The 20,179-nt window shown below is 68.1% G+C and carries 20 protein-coding genes; 8 read left to right on the plus strand and 12 right to left on the minus strand.

From position 1 onward, the window contains the following. Positions 1–4: 4 nt before the first annotated feature. From hemH to GQR91_RS04320, 3 genes are read right to left on the minus strand one after another with little or no spacing between them, the layout of a single operon-like run. The gene (hemH, locus tag GQR91_RS04310; protein WP_149681294.1) at positions 5–1,021 is read right to left on the minus strand and encodes a ferrochelatase; all 1,017 of its coding nucleotides are present in this window, start codon (positions 1,019–1,021) and stop codon (positions 5–7) included. Next, on the minus strand, positions 1,018–3,213 hold the full coding sequence (locus GQR91_RS04315; RefSeq protein ID WP_149681295.1) for a xanthine dehydrogenase family protein molybdopterin-binding subunit: 2,196 nt from the start codon (positions 3,211–3,213) through the stop codon (positions 1,018–1,020). Before GQR91_RS04315 ends, hemH begins: the two co-directional genes overlap by 4 nt. Before the next feature lie 22 nt (positions 3,214–3,235). After that, on the minus strand, positions 3,236–4,930 hold the full coding sequence (locus tag GQR91_RS04320) for a class I adenylate-forming enzyme family protein (protein WP_174236584.1): 1,695 nt from the start codon (positions 4,928–4,930) through the stop codon (positions 3,236–3,238). A gap of 75 nt (positions 4,931–5,005) precedes the next feature. On the opposite strand from GQR91_RS04320, the gene lgt reads away from it, so the two are divergent. The 5 genes from lgt (at position 5,006) to GQR91_RS04345 (ending at position 10,088) form a co-directional block, all read left to right on the plus strand. After that, entirely contained in the window at positions 5,006–5,884 is an 879-nt protein-coding gene (gene lgt / locus GQR91_RS04325; RefSeq protein WP_149681296.1) for a prolipoprotein diacylglyceryl transferase, read from the plus strand. Then, positions 5,885–6,973 (plus strand): class I SAM-dependent methyltransferase, encoded by a 1,089-nt coding sequence (locus tag GQR91_RS04330; RefSeq protein WP_149681297.1) that lies wholly within the window; start codon positions 5,885–5,887, stop codon positions 6,971–6,973. Continuing rightward, complete coding sequence (locus tag GQR91_RS04335) at positions 6,970–7,479, plus strand: GNAT family N-acetyltransferase (RefSeq protein ID WP_149681298.1); 510 nt, start codon at positions 6,970–6,972, stop codon at positions 7,477–7,479. The genes GQR91_RS04330 and GQR91_RS04335 overlap by 4 nt, the downstream gene beginning before the upstream one ends. Before the next feature lie 238 nt (positions 7,480–7,717). Then, positions 7,718–8,482: a peptidoglycan editing factor PgeF gene (gene pgeF, locus GQR91_RS04340; RefSeq protein ID WP_149681299.1), complete on the plus strand. Its 765-nt coding sequence runs from the start codon at positions 7,718–7,720 to the stop codon at positions 8,480–8,482. Between the two features lie 304 nt (positions 8,483–8,786). Continuing rightward, on the plus strand, positions 8,787–10,088 hold the full coding sequence (locus GQR91_RS04345) for a cystathionine gamma-synthase family protein (RefSeq protein WP_149681300.1): 1,302 nt from the start codon (positions 8,787–8,789) through the stop codon (positions 10,086–10,088). Between the two features lie 99 nt (positions 10,089–10,187). On the opposite strand, the gene rpoN is transcribed toward GQR91_RS04345, so the two are convergent. The 5 genes from rpoN to GQR91_RS04370 are packed head-to-tail and all read right to left on the minus strand — an operon-like array spanning position 10,188 to position 14,401. Next, complete coding sequence (gene rpoN / locus GQR91_RS04350; RefSeq protein WP_149681301.1) at positions 10,188–11,666, minus strand: RNA polymerase factor sigma-54; 1,479 nt, start codon at positions 11,664–11,666, stop codon at positions 10,188–10,190. A gap of 45 nt (positions 11,667–11,711) precedes the next feature. Continuing rightward, on the minus strand, positions 11,712–12,509 hold the full coding sequence (gene lptB, locus GQR91_RS04355; protein WP_211368563.1) for an LPS export ABC transporter ATP-binding protein: 798 nt from the start codon (positions 12,507–12,509) through the stop codon (positions 11,712–11,714). A 48-nt stretch (positions 12,510–12,557) separates the two neighbouring features. Beyond that, positions 12,558–13,121 carry an LptA/OstA family protein gene (locus GQR91_RS04360; protein ID WP_149681302.1) on the minus strand — a complete coding sequence of 188 codons (564 nt, stop codon included), beginning with the start codon at positions 13,119–13,121 and terminating at the stop codon, positions 12,558–12,560. A gap of 18 nt (positions 13,122–13,139) precedes the next feature. Beyond that, complete coding sequence (gene lptC, locus GQR91_RS04365) at positions 13,140–13,766, minus strand: LPS export ABC transporter periplasmic protein LptC (RefSeq protein ID WP_149681303.1); 627 nt, start codon at positions 13,764–13,766, stop codon at positions 13,140–13,142. A gap of 14 nt (positions 13,767–13,780) precedes the next feature. Beyond that, on the minus strand, positions 13,781–14,401 hold the full coding sequence (locus GQR91_RS04370) for a ribonuclease D (RefSeq protein ID WP_112381643.1): 621 nt from the start codon (positions 14,399–14,401) through the stop codon (positions 13,781–13,783). A 311-nt stretch (positions 14,402–14,712) separates the two neighbouring features. Here GQR91_RS04370 and GQR91_RS19745 point away from each other — a divergent pair, with 311 nt between their 5' ends. Beyond that, positions 14,713–15,552, plus strand: a complete 840-nt coding sequence (locus GQR91_RS19745) for a cold-shock protein (RefSeq protein WP_149681304.1) — start codon at positions 14,713–14,715, stop codon at positions 15,550–15,552. 178 nt (positions 15,553–15,730) lie between these two features. Here the strand turns inward: GQR91_RS19745 and GQR91_RS04380 are convergent, their stop codons facing one another. Next, positions 15,731–15,907 (minus strand): hypothetical protein, encoded by a 177-nt coding sequence (locus tag GQR91_RS04380; protein WP_160146734.1) that lies wholly within the window; start codon positions 15,905–15,907, stop codon positions 15,731–15,733. Positions 15,908–16,038: 131 nt separating this feature from the next. On the opposite strand from GQR91_RS04380, the gene GQR91_RS04385 reads away from it, so the two are divergent. Next, positions 16,039–16,392: a hypothetical protein gene (locus tag GQR91_RS04385; protein ID WP_149681305.1), complete on the plus strand. Its 354-nt coding sequence runs from the start codon at positions 16,039–16,041 to the stop codon at positions 16,390–16,392. A gap of 368 nt (positions 16,393–16,760) precedes the next feature. After that, positions 16,761–17,243, plus strand: coding sequence for a Ros/MucR family transcriptional regulator (locus tag GQR91_RS04390; protein WP_149681306.1), 483 nt, complete (start codon positions 16,761–16,763; stop codon positions 17,241–17,243). Between the two features lie 108 nt (positions 17,244–17,351). Here GQR91_RS04390 and GQR91_RS04395 read toward each other — a convergent pair whose 3' ends face one another. The 3 genes from GQR91_RS04395 to GQR91_RS04405 form a co-directional block, all read right to left on the minus strand. After that, positions 17,352–18,251 (minus strand): flagellar motor protein MotB, encoded by a 900-nt coding sequence (locus tag GQR91_RS04395; RefSeq protein ID WP_112381647.1) that lies wholly within the window; start codon positions 18,249–18,251, stop codon positions 17,352–17,354. 4 nt (positions 18,252–18,255) lie between these two features. Next, positions 18,256–19,119, minus strand: coding sequence for a flagellar motor stator protein MotA (motA, locus tag GQR91_RS04400; protein ID WP_149681307.1), 864 nt, complete (start codon positions 19,117–19,119; stop codon positions 18,256–18,258). 152 nt (positions 19,120–19,271) lie between these two features. Next, the gene (locus GQR91_RS04405; RefSeq protein ID WP_149681308.1) at positions 19,272–20,174 is read right to left on the minus strand and encodes a flagellin N-terminal helical domain-containing protein; all 903 of its coding nucleotides are present in this window, start codon (positions 20,172–20,174) and stop codon (positions 19,272–19,274) included. Positions 20,175–20,179: the final 5 nt, after the last annotated feature.

Below are 20,179 nucleotides of genomic sequence, written 5' to 3' on the forward strand. Positions count from 1 at the left end.
TCCCTTACGGAACCCAGCCTTGCAACTCGCGCGACAGCAGCGCGCGCAGCATCGCCAGCCCCGTCTCGCTGTCGTTCAGGCAGGGCAGATAGGCGAAGTGCGTGCCCCCTGCCCCCTCGAAACTCTCGCGCCCGCGGATCGCCAGTTCTTCCAGCGTTTCCAGACAGTCGGCGGAGAATCCCGGTGCCAGGATCGCGACCTTCCTCACGCCCTTGGCCGGCAGCGCCTCCAGCACCGTGTCGGTCGCCGGCTCCAGCCACTTGGCCCGCCCGAAGCGCGACTGGAAGGTCACGATCAGCTCGCGTCCCCCCAGGGTTTCCTGCATCGCCTCGCCCAGCAACCGTGCCGTCTTGCGGCAATGGCAATGATAGGGATCGCCCAGTTCCAGCGTCCGCTGCGGCATACCATGAAAGCTCGCCAGGATCGCATCCGGCGTGAAATCCAGCGCCGCCAGCCCGGCCTCCAGACTGGTCTTCAGCGCATCGATATAAAGGGGATCGTCATAATAGGGCGGCAGCGTGCGTATCGCCGGTTGCCAGCGCATCGTCGCCAAATGCGCGAACGCCTTGTCGTTGGCGGTGGCGGTGGTCGCCGCGCAATATTGCGGATAAAGCGGCGCCAGCAGGATGCGCTCCACCCCCGCCTCCTTCATCGCCTGGATCCGGTCGCCGATCGCCGGCCGGCCATAGCGCATCGCCCAGTCGACCACCACGCCCTCGCCGAACGCACCCTGCAAGCCTTTGGACTGCGCCCTGGTGATCGCCGCCAGCGGCGACCCGTCCTCGCGCCATACCTGTTGATAGGCATGGGCGGATTTTTTAGGCCGCGTGGTCAGGATGATGCCGCGCAGGATCGGCTGCCACGCGATCGCCGGCAGCTCCACCACGCGCTTGTCCGACAGGAACTCGCCCAGATAGCGTTTCACCGCCGGTGGGTCCGCCGCATCGGGCGTGCCCAGGTTTATCAGCAGCACGCCGATCTTGGGCGAAGGAATGGCGGGGTGCCCGGCGGGAAGGTTCATGGCGCCCCATGTAATGGCAATGTGCGAATGCGGAAGCCGCCCGATGCATACAATGCATTGGCGATGGCGGGCGCGACGGGTGGCACCGCCAGTTCGCCCACCCCGCCCGGCGGCTCGTCCGATGCGACGAACTCGACGGTGATGTCGGGCGAGTCGGCAAGGCGGGGCAGCACCAGCCGGTCGAACCCGCGCGCCGTCGCCAGCCCGCCGGCAAAGCCCGTCGCCGCGCCGATCGCGCTCGCCAGTCCGAAGATCAGCCCGCCCTCGATCTGCTGGCGCACCACGTCCGGATTGACCATCCGCCCGCAATCCACCGCCGCGACCAGCCGCTCCACCACCGGCCGCCCGCCCGGCCCCATCCGCGCCTCGGCCATCACCGCGATATAGCTGCCACGAAAGCCATGGGCGGCAATGCCTTGCCCGCTGTCCGGCACGCCGCCTTCCCATCCGCCCAGCGACGCCGCGGTGGACAGGCAGCGCGCCAGCCGCGGCTCGCCCCCCAACATCCCGATGCGAAAGGACAGCGGCTCCACCCCCGCCGCCCGCGCCAGTTCGTCGACGAAGCATTCGTTGAAGAAACAGCTCGCCCCATGCGCCCCGCCCCGCACATGCCCGGTCGGCACGCCGATATCGGCGCGGTGGTGGTCGACCGCCAGCGCCGCTACCCGGTAGGGCGGCACTGCTCCGCCCGTGGCATAGGTTTCGCGCAGCATCCGCCGCGGCAGGCCCGGCACCAGCCGTTCCGCCAGCGCCCCGCCCGTCGCCGGCGCCGCGATCTTGGCCCGCCAGCCCAGCACCGCGCCGTTCGCCCCCAGCCGCGCGCTCATCGCGGCCACCGCCGGCGCCCGGTAATAATCATGCAGCAACGCCTCGCCGCGCGACCACATCAGGTTCACCGGCCGCTTCAGCTGCATCGCGATCCGCGCCGCCTGCGCTACCGCATCATGCGCCAGCGCCGCGCCGAACGATCCGCCGATCATCATCGCATGCACCGTCACGCGCGATTCGGGCAGGTCCGCCGCCGCGGCCGCCACGGCGCGCGCCCGCGCCGGCGCCTGGGTCTGCGCCCATATCTCCAGCCGGTCGTCCCGGTACGCGGCCACCGCGCCCGGCGTCTCGATCCCGCCATGCACCATCGGCGCCACGCGGTAGGTGGCACTGACCGCCTGCCCCGCCGACAGCCCCGCCTCGATATCGCCGACCGCCGCCACCGATCGGCCATCGTCCTTCAACGCCGCGTCCAGCGCCGCTGCGATCGACGCGGTGGAGGGCGCCGGCCCTTCGCTGGCGAAGCGGGGACGGCTGGCATCCAGCGCGCGTTTTGCCGTCCACCACGTCGCCGCCGCCACCGCGACCCAGTCGTCCGTCTCGATCACCTCGACCACACCCGGCACCCGACGCGCCGCCGCCCGGTCGATGCCGACCAGCTTGCTGCCGATCGGTCCCTGGCGCACCGCGACATGCACCATGTCGGGCAGGCGGATGTCGGCGGTGAAGTTGGCCGACCCGTCGACCTTCGACGGCGCATCCAGTCGCGGCACCGCCTTGCCCATCAGCGCGCCCGCGCCCTGCACCCCGATCGGCAGGGGGTCGGGCACCGTTTCACGCACGGCATCGTCCACCAGCTCGGCAAAGCGCAGCCGCTTGCCCGCATGGGTGACGAACCCCGCCTCGGTCGCGCAGTCCGCCCAGTCCGCGTCCCATCGCCGCGCCGCCGCCTGGATCAACAGCGCACGCGCCGCCGCCGCCGCCTCCCGCGCCGGCCCCTCGAACATGCGGATGGACGAGGACGCCGCCGTCACCATCGCCGCATTCCGCGTCGCCCACTCGCCCCGCCAGGATGCCGGCACCGCGTCGAACCCATGCTCGAACAATTCGTCCAGCCCCAGCGGATTGGCATAAAGCGGATGTACCGGCGCCGGCGTCACCGCCACGGTGCGCCAGTCCGCGCCCAGTTCGTCCGCCACGATCTGCGGCAAGGTGGTGTAGACGCCCTGCCCATGCTCGGCCTGCGGCACCGCGACCGTGACATGCCCGTCCCGGCCGATCTTCAGCCACGCGCCGAACGCCCGCTCGTCCGGCCCCACGGTCAACCCCGGCGCATAGTCGCGCGGCCACAGCCCCCAGGCCACGACCAGCCCCAGTCCGGCCCCGCCCCCCACCAGCACTGTCCGCCTGCCGATCATCGTCATGGCCCGGGCCTTAGCGACCCAATCAGGCCGCCACCAGCGCCCGGTACCGCGCCTTCAGCGTCACCTTGTCGATCTTCTCGGTGCCCAGCCGGGGCAGCGCCTCGTCGACGATCCAGATGCGGCGCGGCACCTTGAACGCCGCCAGATGCTCGCCCAGAAACGCCTCCAGCCCGGCCGCATCCACGTCCGCGCCGTCGTGCAGGTGGACGACCGCGCCCGGCACCTCGCCCATGCGCGCATCCTCCAGCCCGAACACCGCCGCCTCGGCCACCCCGGCATGCGCATACAGCGCCGCCTCCACCTCCTGACAGCTGATGTTCTCGCCCCCGCGGATGATGATGTCCTTCTTGCGATCGACAATGAACAGATAGCCGTCCGCATCCAGCAGGCCGATGTCGCCCGTCCGGAAGAAGCCGTCCGCGGTGAAGGCGGCCGCGGTGGCCTCCGGCTGCCCCCAATATTCCCGGAAATTCGCGACCGACCGGATCGCCACCTCGCCGCGCGCCCCCTGGGCGACCGGCCGCCCGTCATCGTCGACGATTCTCAGCTCAACGAGCGGCGGCGAGGCGCGTCCCGCCGAATCGGGCTTCGCCAGATAGTTGGAGCGCCAGTTGCCCGATCCCGTCGCGTTGGTCTCGGTCAGGCCATAACCGATCAGCGGCGCCGTCCCGCCCATCTCGGCCGCGATGCGCCGCACATGCTCCACCGGCCGCGGCGCGCCGCCCGCCGCCAGGTCGACCAGGCACGACAGATCGTACTGACTACGGCTCGGATGGTTCAGCATCTCCAGCCCCATCAGCGGCACGCCGACGAAATAGGTCACGCGCTCCGCCGCGATCAGCCGCATCGCCTCCTGCGCATCCCATTTCGGCATCAGGACGAGCTTGCGCCCCATGGCGAAGCTTTGCAGCATCACCGGCACCTCGGCGGTGACGTGGAACAGCGGCAGGCTGAGCAGCGTGGCCGGCTGCCCCTGCGGCGGGTTGCCGTCGGCGGTGGCGATGCTCAGCATCGTCATCGCCTGGGTCAGGAAGTTGAACGTCCCCTGCACCACCGCCCGGTGGTCGGACAGCGCCCCCTTGCACCGCCCGGTCGATCCGCTGGTGAACAGGATCGTCGCGTGATCGTCCGGCCCCACCGCGGGCAGCGGCACCGCATCGCCTTCCTCCGGCGCCATCAGCGGGCCCAGCGCCTGTCCCAGCGGCAGATGGTCGTCCACCACCAGCACCGGCGCGGCCAGATCGGCCACCCCCTCCAGCCGCTTGGCCCGTGGCAGGTCGGCCACGATCAGCGCGCACGCCACGTCGCGCGTCGCCTGCCCCAGTTCGTCCGCCTGCCACCATCCGTTCAACAGCGTCGCGACCCCGCCCGCGATCAGCACGCCCATATAGGTCACGATCCAGGCCGGCGAGTTGCGCATCGCGATGCCCACCCGGTCGCCCTTCCGCACCCCGCGCGCCGCCAGCCCGTTCGCCACCAGCACCGCGGCATCATGGGTCTCGGTAAAGCTCAGCCGCTCCTCGCCCGACACCAGAAAGGTCGCCGCGCCATGCTGCGCGCAAAAATGCGCGAAATAGGCGGGCAGGCTAGGCGGTGCCGCCGCGATCACCGGCAGGTCGAGCCCATGTCTGGTGATCGAGCCCAGCGCCAGCGGCCCGCCCGCGCCGGTCAGCGCCGCCACCGCCGCGTCCATCCGCCCGTCCAGCTCGGTCCGCATCGCTCTCTCCTTTATCCGGCTCTTGGTCTTGCCGTTGCCCGCCACTATGCAGACGCGGACCATGAGGGAAAAGCCTTGATCGAACTGCTCGCGGCCGCCACCGGCCATATCCGCTTCGAGGATCTGGGATTGCACCCGGATGTCTTCTCGATCGGCTTCTTCACGCTGCGCTGGTACAGCCTGGCCTATATCGCCGGCATTCTCATCGGCTGGTGGTATCTGTTGAAGCTGCTGGCCCAGCCCGGTGCCCCGATGGCGCGGCGCCATGCCGACGATCTGGTGTTCTACGCCACGCTCGGCATCATCCTGGGCGGCCGTATCGGCTATGTGCTGTTCTACGCGCCGGAAATGATCCTCCACCCGCTGCGCATCCTGCGGCTGTGGGACGGCGGCATGAGCTTCCATGGCGGGGTGATCGGCACCTCGCTCGGCCTCATCCTGTTCGCGCGCAAGCACAAGCTCGATTGGCTGCGTGTCCATGACTATATCGCCTGCTGCGTTCCCTTCGGCCTGTTCTTCGGCCGGCTGGCGAATTTCGTGAACGGCGAACTCTGGGGCAAGCCGACCGACGTGCCCTGGGCGATCGTCTTTCCGCGGACCGTGCCCTTCGGCATCCCCGATCCCGCCCGCCATCCCAGCCAGCTCTACGAGGCGGGGCTGGAGGGCCTCCTGTTGTTCGCCGTCCTGTGGTTCGCCTTCTGGCGCACGAAGGCGCGCTACGAGCCGGGCCGGCTCGTCGGCCTGTTCGTGCTCGGCTATGGCGTGGCTCGCTTCACCGTCGAATTCTTCCGCGAACCCGACAGCCAGTTGCGGGCATTTGCCGAACAGACCGGCCTCCATATGGGCCAGTGGCTGTGCGTGCCGATGATCGCGGGCGGCCTGTATCTCGTCCTCACCGCGCCGAAGCGCCGCCAGCGGGTAGAGCCGATCGCCGGCCCGAACAGCGTCGCCTGAATGTCGTCCGACTCCCCCCTGATCCCCCCGGCCGATTTCGTCCGCACCGCCGAGGAGGCTCTGCCGGAGCGCATGGCCCGCGCCATCGCGCTCGCCGGGCCGATCCCGCTGTCGCAATATATGGCCGCAGCCAACGCGCATTATTACGCCAGCCGCGATCCGCTGGGCACCGGCGGCGACTTCACCACCAGTCCCGAGATCAGCCAGATGTTCGGCGAGCTGATCGGCCTGTGGTGCGCCGACCTGTGGGACCGCGCCGGCCGCCCGGAGGTCGCCTGGGTCGAACTCGGCCCCGGCCGCGGCACGCTTGCCGCCGATGCGCTGCGGGCGATGAACAGGGCCGGGCTCGCGCCCCCCGTCCATTTCGTCGAGATCAGCCCGGCGTTGCGCGACGCCCAAAGGGCGCGCGTGCCGCACGCGACCTGGCACGACACGGTGGACACGCTGCCCACCGAGCCTGCGCTGATCGTCGTCGCCAACGAATTTTTCGACGCGCTTCCCATCCGCCAGCTGGTCCGGCGCGGCGAGGGGTGGCACGAACGCCTGATCGCGGCGCAGGATACGCTGTTCCTCCCCATCGCCGGCCCGGCCGTGCCGATCGCGGTCATCCCCGAACCCCTGCGCGATTCCGCCCCCGGCTCGATCATCGAGGTATCGCCCCATTCCGTCGCGATCATGCGCAGCCTCGCCGCCCGGATCGTCGCGCAGGGCGGCGCGATGCTCGCCATCGACTATGGCTATGAGGGCCCCGCACTCGCCGACACGTTGCAGGCGGTGCGCGGCCACGCCTTTGCCAACCCCTATGAGGCGCCGGGCGAACACGACCTGTCCGCGCATGTCGATTTCACCACGCTCGCCGCCGCCGCGCAGAGCGCCGGCGCCACCGCCTTCGGCCCCGTCACCCAGCGCGATCTGCTCGGCCAGCTCGGCATCGACCAGCGCACCGCCGCGCTCGCGCGCCGCACGCCCGACCGGGCGGACGCGCTGCTTGCCGACCGGACCCGGCTGATGGACGCGATGGGCACGCTGTTCCGCGCGCTTGCCATCACCCGGCCCGACTGGCCGGTGCCTGCAGGATACGGCGAATGATCCGCTACCGCCCCGCCCGCGCGGAGGATGCCGACGCGCTCGCCGCCTGCGCGCGCGCCGCCTTTACCGAAACCTTCGGCACCCTCTACGGCGCCGGCGACCTCGCCACCTTCCTCGACGAAGCGTTCGGCCCCGCCGGCCTCCCCGCCCAGATTGGCCGCCCCGGCTGGCACATCCAGGTGGCGCTGGACGGCGACCGCATCGCCGGTTTCGCCAAGCTCGGCCCCGTCGCCTTTCCCGGCGACTGGTCGGCGAACGCGATCGAACTCCACCAGCTTTATGTGCGCCAGCCATGGCTCGGCGCCGGCATCGGCCCCGCCCTGATGGACTGGGCGCTCGCCCACGCCACCGCGCACGGCGCGTCCGAAATGCTGCTCTCGGTCTTTGTCGACAACCACCGCGCCAAGCGCTTCTACGCCCGCTACGGCTTTCAGGATGTCGGCCGCTACGACTTCGCGGTCGGCGACACGATCGACGAAGACCGCATCATGCGCCTGCCCCTATAACAAAAAAGCCCTCTCCCCCCGGGGAGAGGGAGGGGCCCGCCGCGCAAGCGGTGGGAGGGTGAGGGGCCGCCCAGCAGCGCAGCACCCGTGGCAACCCCTCACCCTTCCCACTGCCTGACGGCAGCGAGCCAGTGTAGGGTGAACAGCGCCCCACGCTGTTCAGGTCATGCCGGGGGCATGACCGACCCAACACTCCTCTCCCCACCGGGGAGAGGGAAATAATGCCGGAACCCCAAACATGACCATAACCCCCCTCACCACCCCGCTTCTCACCCCCATCCCCCACGGCTTCCTCGGCCGCCACGGCGGCGTCTCGACGGGCCTCCACAATGGCCTGAACGTCGGCCTCGGCTCGGAGGACGATCGCGACGCCGTGCAGGAAAACCGCACCCGCGCCCGCGACGCGGTCCTCCCCGGTGCCCGCCTCGTCACCCTCTACCAGATCCACTCCGCTGAGGCCGTCACCCTGCGCACCGCGCCCGAGGACGATGTCCGCCCCGAAGGCGACGCCCTCGTCACCGACCGCCCCGGTCTCCTTCTCGGCATCCTCACCGCCGACTGCGCCCCCGTCCTCTTCGCCGATGCCCAGGCGGGCGTCATCGGCGCCGCCCATGCCGGATGGAAGGGGGCGCTTGCCGGCGTGACCGACGCCACCCTCGCCGCGATGGAAGCGCTCGGCGCCGACCGTGCCCGCATCGTCGCCGCGATCGGCCCCTGCATCGCCCGCACCAGCTACGAGGTCGACGCCGCCTTCCTCGCCCGCTTTACCGCCGCCGACCCCGCCAACGAGCGCTTCTTCCAGCCGGCGCGCGCCGATCACCACCGCTTCGATCTCGAAGCCTATGTCGCCCACCGCCTCGCGGCCGCCGGCATCACCCGCGTCGCCGCACTCGGCCAGGACACCTACGCGCAGACCGACCGCTACTTCAGCTACCGCCGCGCCACCCACCGCGCCGAACCCTCCTACGGCCGCCAGATTAGCCTGATCGGCCTGCCCGACTAGAACCGGACACGATCGCGATCGTACGGGCCAAGCCCCCCGGCACGCGGCGCGGAAGGAGGCGCTGTCCTACACACCCCGTTTCCGCTATGTTCCGGGCATGGGTCAGGCTCGCTCCCTCCACCTTCTTCCAATCGGCACGATTGCAAAAAAGGTAAGTGGACACGCAAGGGGGGACGTAGTGTCCACTTCCGCGGGTGAACCGAGCAAGTCCCGCGAATCACGCCCTTTCCCTTCCCCCATCGCCACCGCTACCCTGCCCCCATCCCGCCCGACAGAGGCGGCCCCCTTCGCAGGAGACCAGCGCATGCCCGACGAATCCGATCTCACCGGCACGCCCCAGACCAATGCGCCCAAGGCCGAGCCCCGCACGCTCGGCGCCCGCAAGCTGAAACCCGCCACGATGATGATGGGCCATGGCTATGACCCGACCCTGTCGGAAGGCTCGCTGAAACCGCCGATCTTTCTCACCTCGACCTTTGTCTTCCCCAACGCCGCCGCCGGCAAACGCCATTTCGAGGGCGTGACCGGCAAGCGGCCCGGCGGCGCGGAGGGTCTGGTCTATTCCCGCTTCAACGGCCCCAATCAGGAAATACTCGAGGACCGCCTGGCGATCTGGGAAGAGGCGGAGGACGCGCTGGCCTTTTCCAGCGGCATGGCCGCGATCGCCACGCTGTTCCTGTCGCTGGTCCAGCCCGGCGACACCATCGTCCATTCCGGTCCGCTCTATGCCGCCACCGAAACGCTGATCGGCCGCGTGCTCGGCCGTTTCGGGGTCAAGTGGCTCGACTTCCCCGCCGGTGCCACCCGCGAGGAGATAGAGGGCGTGCTGGAACGCGCCGGCGATGGCCGCATCGCGCTCATCTATCTGGAAAGCCCGGCCAACCCGACCAATGTGCTGGTCGATATCGAGGCGGTGGTCGCCGCCCGCGACGCCCGCTTCCCCGGCGAGAACCGGCCGCCGATCGCGATCGACAACACCTTTCTGGGCCCGCTCTGGCAACAGCCGCTGCGCCACGGCGCCGATCTCGTCGTCTACAGCCTCACCAAATATGCCGGCGGCCATTCCGATCTGGTCGCGGGTGGCGTGCTGGGGTCGAAGGCGCTGATCAACACCGTCCGCCCGATGCGCAACACGATCGGCACGATCTGCGACCCCAACACCGCCTGGATGCTGCTGCGCAGCCTGGAGACGCTGGAACTCCGCATGAGCCGCGCCGGCGAGAACGCCGCCAGGGTCTGCGCCTACTTACGCGATCACCCGAAGGTGGAGCGGATGGGCTATCTCGGCTTCATCACCGACCCGCGCCAGCAGGATATCTACGACCGCCACTGCACCGGCGCCGGTTCCACCTTCTCGCTCTACCTGAAGGGCGGCGAGGCGGAGGCATTCCGCTTCCTGGACGCGCTGCGCATCGCCAAGCTGGCGGTCAGCCTGGGCGGCACCGAGACGCTTGCCAGCCATCCCGCGGCGATGACGCACCTGTCGGTCCCCGACGAACGCAAGGCCGCGCTCGCCATCACCGACAATCTGGTGCGCATCTCGATCGGCGTGGAGGACGCCGACGACCTCATCGCCGACTTCGAACAGGCCCTGGCCGCGATCTAAAACACCCTCTCCCCTTGGGGGAGAGGGAAGGGGCCCGCTGCCGCCAGGCAGTGGGAAGGGTAAGGGGGCGCCCAGCAGTGCTGCGCTGCTTGGCGACCCCTACCCCGCCAGCGCCCGGGCCCGCCGCCGCTGCACCGAACTGCCGATCCCCATCGCCTCCCGGTACTTGGCCACCGTCCGCCGCGCGATGTCGAAGCCCTTGGCCTGCAACAGCTCGACCAGCGTATCGTCCGACAGGATCTTGGCCCCCTCGCCCGCGATCAGCGCGCGGATCGCGCTCTTCACCGCCTCCGCCGATACCGCGTCGCCCCCGTCCGCCGCCTGAATCGCCGAGGTGAAGAAGTATTTCAGCTCGAACAGCCCGCGCGCACAGCTCAGATATTTGTTGCTCGTCACCCGGCTGACCGTCGATTCGTGCATCTCGATCGCCTCGGCCACCTTTGCCAGCGTCAGCGGCTTCAAATGCGCCACGCCGTGCAGGAAGAATGCCTCCTGCTGCTTCACGATCTCGGTCGCGACCCGGATGATCGTGCGCTGCCGCTGGTCCAGCGCCTTGATCAGCCAGTTGGCGCTCGCCAGGCAATCGTTCAGCCACGCCTTGGATGCCTTGTCCTGCGGCCCGTGCGACAGCTCGTGATAATAGCGCCGGTTGACCAGCACCCGCGGCAGGGTCGCGACGTTCAGCTCGATCCCCCAGCCATTTCTGGTGCGCGCGACGAACAGATCGGGCACCACCGCCTGCATCGCCTCGCCGCCGTAACGGCATCCCGGCTTCGGATCGTAGCCGCGCAGCTCGCGGATCATGTCCGCCATGTCCTCGTCATCGACGCCGCAGATGCGCTTCAACCGGCCGAGATCACCGCGCGCCAGCAGGTCCAGATGATCCAGCAGCCGCGCCATGCATGGATCGTAGCGGTCCGCCTCGCGCGCCTGGATCGCCAGGCATTCGCCCAGGTCGCGCGCGCCGACGCCGGTCGGGTCGAAGGTCTGGACGATGGCCAGCACCGCCTCCACCCGCTCGGCCTCCACGCCCAACCGCTCGGCGATCTCCGCGGTGGCCACGGTCAGATACCCCGCCTCGTCGATCTGGTCGATCAGGTGCGCCGCGATGAACGCATCCGCCCCCCCGACCGCGACCGCTGCCTGCGCCGCCAGATGCTCGCCTAGACTCACCTCGCCCTCGGACAGCGTATCCAGATCGGGCGCCTCGGCCCCCATCGCGCCGCCGCCGCCACCGGTCAGGCCCAGGGCACCGTCCAGCGCCGCCCCGCCGTCGCTCACGCTGTCCTGCTGATGGCTTTCGGTGGCATAGTCGAGGTCCAGCGCACGATCCTCCGCCGGAGCCGTGCCCGCCACCAGCTCGTCCGCCCCCGCCGGCGCATCGCGCTCGACCCGTTCGGGCCGCACCACCTCGTCGGTGGCGGGCGCCTCCAGCAGCGGGTTGCGCTCCACCTCGTCGGCGATGAACGCCTCGATCTCCAGGTTGGACAGCGTCAGCAGCTTGATCGCCTGCTGCAACTGCGGCGTCATCACCAGCGACTGGCTTTGACGAATATCGAGGCGGGGCGCGAGGCTCATCCGCGCCGCCATGGCAGGGGAAGGACGCCGCCTGCCGCCATCGCGCTACAGCGAGAAGCCCTCGCCCAGATACAGCCGCCGCACATTGGCATCGGCGACCAGTTCGGCGGGCGATCCGGTGAACAGCACGCGCCCGTCGTAGATGATGTAGGCGCGGTCGACGATGTCCAGCGTTTCGCGGACATTATGGTCGGTGATCAGCACGCCGATGTCGCGGCGCTTCAGGTCCTTCACCAGATCGCGGATGTCGGCGATCGAGATCGGGTCGATGCCGGCGAACGGCTCGTCGAGCAGCATGATCGACGGATCGGCGGCCAGCGCGCGCGCAATCTCCGCCCGGCGCCGCTCGCCGCCCGACAATGCCATGGCAGGCGCGGCGCGCAGCCGGGTCAGCCCGAACTCCTCCAGCAGCCGGTCCAGCTTTTCCGCCCGCGCCTTCGGATCGGGTTCGGACAGCTCCAGCACCGTCAGGATGTTCTTTTCGATGGAAAGCCCGCGAAAGATGCTGGTTTCCTGCGGCAGATAACCCAGCCCCAGCACCGCGCGGCGATACATGGGCAGGCCGGTGATATCGTCGCCGTCCAGCATGATGCGCCCCGAATCGGGCTTCACCAGTCCCATCACCGAATAGAAGCAGGTCGTCTTGCCCGCCCCGTTCGGGCCCAGCAGACCGATCACCTCGCCGCGCCCGACCGACACCGAAACGTCGGTCAGCACCACGCGCTTGTCGTAGCTCTTGGCGATCGACACCACCTGCAGGCCGCGCGACACCGGCGGCTCGGCGATCGGCTCGGGCGTGGGCCGCGCCTGCTGGATCGTATCGGGAGCGTCTGTCTGGTCCATCACATCGCGTCCTTTACGACCGGCGGCGCACGCCTGCAAATTTGACGATCAGTTGCGGTCGGGCACCGAGAAGGTGCCGGTCACCCGGCCGTTCGTGCGTGTCGTGCCGTTCGGCGCGGCCGCACCGTTGTTGCCGCCACCGGCCACCGCCGAACCGTCGATCACCGCGCGGCCGGTATCCATGTTGATCGTCAGCCGCCCGCCATTCACCGTATTCCCGCCCTGGGTCAGCGACACGCCGCCCAGCATGGTGATGACCCGGCGATTGAGGTCGTAGATCGCATATTGGCTGCGCGCGGTCTGGTCCGGCCGGCGCACGACGACGCTGCCCGATGCATCCAGTTGCGACACCTGCGGATTACCCCCGATCACCTGGCCGGTATAGGCCACCGTCATCCGCGCCGCGTTCAGCGTCATCTCCGCCTGGCGCACCGATACGTTGCCGACCAGCACGGCGCGGTTCGCCTTGTCCTGCAGCTCGATGTGATCCGCCCCGAAATCGATCGGTGCGCGGCTGTTGTGCCGCTGCTGCGCGACGGCGGGGCCCGCCAGCGCGACGGGTACCGTCAAAAGGGCGGGAGCCAGAAGAACGGATGCGAGGTGCGTCTGCATGGCGCGCTATCTCGGCTTTTACGGCACGATCCGCAAGCGGGCATTGCCGTCCAGCGTCACCGTTCTGTCCTCCAGGTTGGCGCGCAATTTGTTGGCGCTGAACGTGCCCTGCTTGGTCCGTCCCGTCACCGCGCCGCCGCTTTCCAGCGTGCGCTGGTGCAGGTCCACCGTCGCATCGCGCGTTTGCAGCGAATAGCCGCCTTCGGACTGCACGTTCAGCGGTCCGTCCAGCCGCACCTGCTCCGTGCGCATGTCATAGCGCCCGGTGTTCGCGCGAATGCTGGCCGGGCCGTCGCTCAGCCGGATTTCCGCTGCCAATTGACGCAGTTGCACCACCGGCTCGGCCGAACTGCGCTGCAACGCCGATCCCGCGGTCAGCTCGAACGGCTGCCCCTTCGTATCCTGCCCGCGATACTGCGCCGCCTGGATCTTCAAGCGCTCCTTCGCCACCTCGACCTTGTTCTTGTCCAGCACGAACGACACATCGCCCGACGAATAGACCGGCGCCATCACCAGAAACGCCGCCAGCACCCCGATCGACGCCGGCAACAGCCAGCGCGCGATCGCGATCACCCGGTCGTGCCGGCTGCCCGGCGCCGCCCAGATCTGGCGCTGCGAACGTTCGCGCTCGGCAATGGCGGACATGGATGCGCGCTCCCTCAGGCGTGGGCGAAGATGTCGATCTCGGGCCAGCCGGCCAGGTCCAGTTCCGCACGCGCCGGCAGGAAGTCGAAGCACGCCTGTGCGATCTCCATCCGTCCTTCGCGCACCAGCCGCCGGTCCAGTTCCGCCTTCAACCGGTGCAGGTAACGCACGTCGGAGGCGGCATATTCCTTTTGCGCCTCGGACAATTCGGGCGCCCCCCAATCGGACGATTGCTGTGCCTTGGACAGCTCCTGCCCCAGCAGTTCGCGCACCAGTTCCTTCAGCCCGTGCCGGTCGGTATAGGTCCGCACCAGCCGCGAGGCGATCTTGGTGCAATAGACCGGCCCGGCGACCACGCCCAGATAATGCCGGATCGCCGCGATATCGAACCGCCCGAAATGATACAGCTTCAGCCGGTCGGGGTCGGACAACAGCGCGCGCAGGTTGGGCGCGGCATAGTCGCTGCCCGGTCCGAAGCGCACCAGATGCTCGTCCGCGCCGCCATCGGACAATTGCACCACGCACAACCGGTCGCGCGGCGTGATCAGGCCCATCGTCTCGGTATCCACCGCAATGGCGGCGCCGGGCGCGAACAGGTCGGCGGGGATGTCTTCTTCGTGCAGGTGAACGGTCATGCATTCTGCCCTAGCGCCGCGACGGCGCCGGCTCAATGCCGCTCTGTACCTCCACGACCGACAGCAATCGGTGCGTTGCAATCGAAAATTTAGGAAAAACATCAATGCACATTGTGCCGTGGGAGCAACAAAGCATCGTTTATTCAGCAAAATGACAGGAACGCGCACGAATTTATTCGCGAGACGTGGCGTTGTGCGCTATGGCTGGAGATAAGGCGCAAAAGATTCGGCGCCGAAAAACCGCGCTATCGTCCGGCGCTCGGTTTTTCAGGATTGGATTTGCGGGCGAACCGGGAAGACGAATAGGGCTTATGAGTTTCGACAAAGGCAGCCGCGGGCATCGTGGCGGACGTGGGCGTGACAAGCGCGACAGCTTCGGCGGCGGCGGCGACGATTTCGGCGGCGGCTTCGGCGGCGGTTTCGAAGATCGCGGCGGCTTTGGCGGTGGTGATCGCTTTGGCGGCGGTGGTGGCCGCGGCGGCTTCGGCGGTGGCGGCTTTGGCGGCGGCGGTGGTGGCGGCTTCGGCGGCGGCCGCAGCGGCGGTGGCGGCTTCGGCGGCGGTGGTGGCGGCGGCTTCGGCGGCGGTCGCGGCATGCCTCCCCAGGTTGTCGGCGAGGGCACCGGCGTCGTAAAGTTCTTCAACGGCCAGAAGGGCTTCGGCTTCGTCGTTCGCGATGACGGCGGCGAGGACGTGTTTGTGCACATCTCCGCCGTCGAGCAGGCCGGCCTGACCGGTCTGGCCGAAGGTCAGCCGCTGGGCTTCACGCTTGTCGATCGCGGCGGCCGCATCTCGGCCACCGAGCTGAAGATCGAGGGCGAGCCGATGCCGGTGCAGGATCGCGCGCCGCGCGAACCCCGCGAGCCGCGCGAAGGTGGCTTCGGTGCGCCTCGTGGCGGTGCCGGTGGCGCCGGAGGACCGCAGCGTCAGCTGACCGGTGAGAAGGCGACGGGCACTGTCAAGTTCTTCAACGCGATGAAGGGCTTCGGCTTCATTCAGCGCGATGACGGCCAGCCCGATGCCTTTGTGCACATCTCGGCGGTCGAGCGCGCGGGAATGAGCTCGCTCAACGAGGGCGATCGCCTGTCGTTCGAGATCGAGGTCGATCGCCGCGGCAAGTACGCAGCGGTGAACCTACAGCAGTCTTCCTAAGCTCAGACTCCTGACGATCAGGCCCGGCTCCGTCACCGACGGGGCCGGGCTTTTTCGTTCCCGGTTGATGCGCGTGGTGGCGTGCACGCATGACGATGCGGGATGCCACCACCCGGCCCCGCGGGCACCGCCCGCAGAGTCACATACCCTATGCCATTTCTGCCCGACCTCGCCGGCGTCAGCCCAGGCCGCGCGTCTGCGACGGTGGCGCGCGTTGCTCGCCCGCCGGTTCGGCCACACGCATGCTGAACACCGCGACCAGTATCAGCGCGAGGATCGCGCCAATGCCGAGACCGATCGCCAATCTGCGACTGGCGCGGTTGCCCGTCTTGCTGCCTTTTTCCACCATCATCATCCTCTCGGGTCGATAAATTGCACGAAACCAACGCTTTGAATGAGGGATCGGTGCCGGTCGCGTCGCCCGCCCCTCCGCTTGCGCATCGTCTGTGGTGTCTTACATAATCAATACACCAACGGAGCATCGTCATGGGCAAGAAGAAGAACCGAAAGCGGAAAGCAGCCGAGGCGGCACGGCAGACCGAAACAGGCGGCGGCACCCCACTCACCGCTCTGCAAGGCCTTGGCAGCGCCTTGCTGGATCAGCTTCGCAGTCCCCTTGGTCGCCAGGTGATCGCCGCCGCCCTGATCGCCGCTGCCGGCGCCATCAGTCGCGCCGGCCCGACCGCATCTTCGGGCTCTGAATCCTCAACCGGGGATGATGAAAAGCGCGATATGCCGGAACCGCCGGCGCCGCCGCCCTTTCCTCCCGAAATGACCAAGATCGCAGGCGTCGCCCTGAATGCGTTCGACAACTGGCTGGCGCACAAGACGCGCAGTTGAGCCTATGCTTCGCGACGATGACATCATGGACCGGCGGGATGCCGATCGACGTCGGTCCACCGGGCGACCCTGATCAACTGATATCGGGGCGATCCGGATCATCGCCACAAGGGCGGGGATTGAAGACGGTTGCAGCGATACTGATGCGGATCAGCTTTTGGCAAAGTCAGCCAGATGATCCACAGCATTGGCTCTGGCCCCCTGCCCGATCATCGGCCTTGCAATATCATGGCAAGGCCAGTTTCACCGTCGGACTAGCTACCCATTTCTGAGCAAATTGCCGGTTTTCGAGCCGATCTCCTATTTGCCCGGTTGACGCCACCCGGTGGCACGCTACGTCACGGCCAGATCAATCCAAGGAGCGTGTCATGGCCGACGACTCAATCGACGTTAATGCTGTTGAGCTTGCAACCGAACTGACCATCGCTTGGCTCGGCAATCCCAATACTCGTACGTCGGCCGAGGAAGTTCCCTCGTTTCTTGGCAAGATGCACGAGACGGTGCAATCGCTGCTCGGCGGTACTGCAGAACCGCAGCCGGAGGAAGCACCCAGCGACCACACGCCCGCGGTGTCGGTGCGAAAGTCCTTGGCGTCCAAGGATCACATCATCTCGATGATCGACGGCAAGCCGTACAAGACCTTGCGCCGTCACCTCGCCACCCATGGCCTGACGCCGGCCGAGTATCGCGAGCGCTACGGCCTGAAGCCGGACTATCCGATGGTTGCCGAGAATTACTCGGAGTCGCGCCGCGCCATGGCCAAGAAGATCGGCCTGGGTCGCAAGCCCGGCGGCAAGACTGAGGCGCCTGCCCGCAAGCGCAAGGGTGCCGAGGCCGACGCCGAAGCCTGATCGCCGCCGCAACCGGCTTTGCGTGACGAAAAAGCCCGCCCGGTCTCCCACCGGGCGGGCTTTTTCACGCCTGCCGATCGGGGTCCGATGCCGCGATCGGCGGCCCGGTCAGCGCCCGAAACTGCCCTTGCGGTATAGCAGGGTGATCGCCACGCGCCGGTTGCGCGGGTCGCCGGGATTGGCGGTGATGATCGGCTCACGGTCCGCGACACCCTCAATCCGTTCGAATCGTGCCTCGGGGATACCGCCAGCGAACAGGCGCCGCCGCGTCGCCTCTGCCCGGCCCGACGACAGCATCCAGTTGTTCATCGCGCGCGGATCGCCGTAAGGCAGGCTGTCGGTATGCCCGCGGATCATGATCGTGTTGGGCACCCCCTTGGTCGCGTCGGCGATCGCCCCGATCAGGGCCGATGCCTCGGGCTGCAACGTCGTGGTGCCCAGCGCGAACATCGAATAATCGGCATTGTCGACCAGATCGATGCGCAGGCCCTGTTGCGTGGGCACGAACCGCACCTGCTTGGCCAGCTTCTCCATGGCCTTGCTGCGCTCCATCGTCTGCGCCACCTGGAAGCGCACGCGCTTGAACGCCTCGCGATCCTCCTGCGCCACCGCTTCGGGGTTGCGCAGCGAACCCTTCTCGCCGGTGCCGTATAGCGGGCCGCCATTGCTGGCCTGACCCGGCGTGATCACCTGCTGGATATGGCTGATCGAGGGTGGCGGCCGGCCTGCGCCTGCACCGCCGCCGCCGTTCATCACCCCGCCACCGACGCCCAGCGACTTGGTGTCGAGCAGCGTCGGCGCGAAATAATCGGCAATACCCTTGCGCTGCTTCTCGGTGGTCGCACCGAGAAGCCAGAGCAGCAGGAAGAACGCCATCATCGCGGTCACGAAATCGGCATAGGCGACCTTCCACGCACCGCCATGATGGCCGCCATGGCCATCGGCGATGATCTTCTTGACGATGATGATCTTGGGCGGCTCGTTCTTGCCGTGGGGCGCTCTAGCCATGGGATCAGCGGCCCCGCAGGCCGTCGAACACCTCGGCAAAGCCCGGCTGGTTCTTGTGGGCGATGCCGGAGCGTGCCGCTTCGATCACCAGCGGCTGCGGATGGCCGTGCAGCGATGCGATGATGATCTGCTTGACGACGTGATAGATCGCCGCGTCCGCATCGATGATCTGCTTCAGCCGCCCGGCGAGCGGATTGACGATGCCGTAGGCCAGCAACACGCCCATGAAGGTGCCGACCAGCGCCGAACCGATCATCGCACCCAGCACCGATGGCGGCTTGTCGATCGAGCCCATCGTTTTCACGATGCCCAGCACCGCCGCGACGATGCCCAGCGCGGGCAGCGCGTCCGCCAGGCTCTGAAGGGTCGTGTGCGGCCCCTCCACCTCGTGGTGATGGGTCTTGATCGAGTTGTCCATTACCTCCTCCACCGCATGCACGTCCAGCGTGCCCGAGGAGACGACGACGAGGCGCAGCGTGTCGGCGATCAGGTTGGTCAACGTATGGTCGGACAGCAGACGCGGATATTCGGCAAAGACGCTGGAGGACTTGGGGTCCTCGACATGCGGCTCCAGCGCGATCGGTCCTTCGGTGCGCAGCATCTTCATCAGCTTGGAGACGAGGAAGATGACGTCCAGATAATCCTGCTTCTTGTACTTCGGGCCCTTGAACACCTTGCCCAGGCCGCCGCCGACCGCCTTCAGCTCCTTGCCGGAATTGCCGATGACGAGCGCACCCACCGCGGCGCCGCCGATGATGAGCATTTCGTGCGGGATGGCGTGGAAGACGGGGCCGAGCGAGCCGCCGGTGATGGCAAAACCGCCGAACACCATGGCGAACAGAATGACGAGGCCGATTACCGGAAACATGGTGGCGGTTTTCCCCAGAGTCGGCCGCTGCGGCCGTTCACCCTGACGGTTAACCGCATTTGGTAGCTATCCGGTTACCAGGGGAATTTTCGGAACCTGCCGGAAAGTGCGGTTCGAGGAGGGGCCGCCCGACCCAAGGGGGGGAGCTCAGATTATTTCAGATAATCGAACAGCGACAGGCCGGACAATTTGGTGAAGCTGGCCTGGGTCGCCTGCAACACGGTCATGATCTGCTGCATCTCGGTGATCGCGCTGGTGATGTCGACATCCTCGATGTCGGAGCGCAGCGAGGCGCGGTCGTTCGCCGCGGTCGTCTGCAACGCCTGCTGCATCTCGATTCGCGTCGCACGCACGCCCAGCGACGCCTGCACCGTGGCGATCTGCTCGTTGCCGGTCTTCAGCTTGTCGAGCGCCTCGCCCACCGCGCCCGTCACATCGCCGCCGTCCCGCAACGCGGCGGTCAGCGTGGCGAGCACGTCCAGCGTGTTCGTGCCGGTGACCGGATCGCCGATCTGGAACACGCGCTTGGCGCTCTCAGTCGCCTGGATCGTCTGGCCATCGGCGATCGGAATTTCCGACACCACGGTCGGCGGAAAGGTATAGCCCGCTGCGCCCTTCTCCACCGCCGCCATTCCCGCTGCCGTACCGAACAGCGGCTGGCCGCGGGCATCGTTCGAATTGGCGAGCGTCACCAGCGTGCCGAGCACCGAGTCGAGCTCTTCGGCGATCGTCTTGCGGTTGGCGTCGGTCAGCGTGCCGTTGCCCGCCTTGGTCGTCAGTTCGATGGCGCGCTGTACCTGCGTCGCCATCGACGACAGCGCGCTGTCCGCCTGCCCGATCAGCGATCCAGCCAGCGACAGGTTGGTCTTGTACACGCCGTCTGCGGCATCCTGCCGGTCGAACTGCGCGATCTTCTGCGTGGCGACCGCATCGTCGGTCGGGCTCAGCACGCGCTTGCCGGTCGCGATCTGCGTCTGGAGCGTGGTCGCGCGGTCCGACAGCGCGTTCATTCGAGCCGACGCCTGGCTGTAGAAGAGGTTCGAGGAGATCTGCATCGCGC

Source organism: Sphingomonas carotinifaciens (assembly GCF_009789535.1).
Classification (GTDB): Bacteria; Pseudomonadota; Alphaproteobacteria; order Sphingomonadales; family Sphingomonadaceae; genus Sphingomonas; species Sphingomonas carotinifaciens.

What these genes read in the sequence shown, in the direction of transcription:
- hemH (WP_149681294.1), bottom strand. Translation starts at nt 1,021, where the DNA reads ATGAACCTTCCCGCCGGGCACCCCGCCATTCCTTCGCCCAAGATCGGC.
- GQR91_RS04315 (WP_149681295.1), bottom strand. Translation starts at nt 3,213, where the DNA reads ATGACGATGATCGGCAGGCGGACAGTGCTGGTGGGGGGCGGGGCCGGA.
- GQR91_RS04320 (WP_174236584.1), bottom strand. Translation starts at nt 4,930, where the DNA reads ATGCGGACCGAGCTGGACGGGCGGATGGACGCGGCGGTGGCGGCGCTG.
- GQR91_RS04330 (WP_149681297.1), top strand. Translation starts at nt 5,885, where the DNA reads ATGTCGTCCGACTCCCCCCTGATCCCCCCGGCCGATTTCGTCCGCACC.
- GQR91_RS04335 (WP_149681298.1), top strand. Translation starts at nt 6,970, where the DNA reads ATGATCCGCTACCGCCCCGCCCGCGCGGAGGATGCCGACGCGCTCGCC.
- pgeF (WP_149681299.1), top strand. Translation starts at nt 7,718, where the DNA reads ATGACCATAACCCCCCTCACCACCCCGCTTCTCACCCCCATCCCCCAC.
- GQR91_RS04345 (WP_149681300.1), top strand. Translation starts at nt 8,787, where the DNA reads ATGCCCGACGAATCCGATCTCACCGGCACGCCCCAGACCAATGCGCCC.
- rpoN (WP_149681301.1), bottom strand. Translation starts at nt 11,666, where the DNA reads ATGAGCCTCGCGCCCCGCCTCGATATTCGTCAAAGCCAGTCGCTGGTG.
- lptB (WP_211368563.1), bottom strand. Translation starts at nt 12,509, where the DNA reads ATGGACCAGACAGACGCTCCCGATACGATCCAGCAGGCGCGGCCCACG.
- GQR91_RS04360 (WP_149681302.1), bottom strand. Translation starts at nt 13,121, where the DNA reads ATGCAGACGCACCTCGCATCCGTTCTTCTGGCTCCCGCCCTTTTGACG.
- lptC (WP_149681303.1), bottom strand. Translation starts at nt 13,766, where the DNA reads ATGTCCGCCATTGCCGAGCGCGAACGTTCGCAGCGCCAGATCTGGGCG.
- GQR91_RS04370 (WP_112381643.1), bottom strand. Translation starts at nt 14,401, where the DNA reads ATGACCGTTCACCTGCACGAAGAAGACATCCCCGCCGACCTGTTCGCG.
- GQR91_RS19745 (WP_149681304.1), top strand. Translation starts at nt 14,713, where the DNA reads ATGAGTTTCGACAAAGGCAGCCGCGGGCATCGTGGCGGACGTGGGCGT.
- GQR91_RS04380 (WP_160146734.1), bottom strand. Translation starts at nt 15,907, where the DNA reads ATGATGATGGTGGAAAAAGGCAGCAAGACGGGCAACCGCGCCAGTCGC.
- GQR91_RS04385 (WP_149681305.1), top strand. Translation starts at nt 16,039, where the DNA reads ATGGGCAAGAAGAAGAACCGAAAGCGGAAAGCAGCCGAGGCGGCACGG.
- GQR91_RS04390 (WP_149681306.1), top strand. Translation starts at nt 16,761, where the DNA reads ATGGCCGACGACTCAATCGACGTTAATGCTGTTGAGCTTGCAACCGAA.
- GQR91_RS04395 (WP_112381647.1), bottom strand. Translation starts at nt 18,251, where the DNA reads ATGGCTAGAGCGCCCCACGGCAAGAACGAGCCGCCCAAGATCATCATC.
- motA (WP_149681307.1), bottom strand. Translation starts at nt 19,119, where the DNA reads ATGTTTCCGGTAATCGGCCTCGTCATTCTGTTCGCCATGGTGTTCGGC.
- GQR91_RS04405 (WP_149681308.1), bottom strand. Translation starts at nt 20,174, where the DNA reads ATGCAGATCTCCTCGAACCTCTTCTACAGCCAGGCGTCGGCTCGAATG.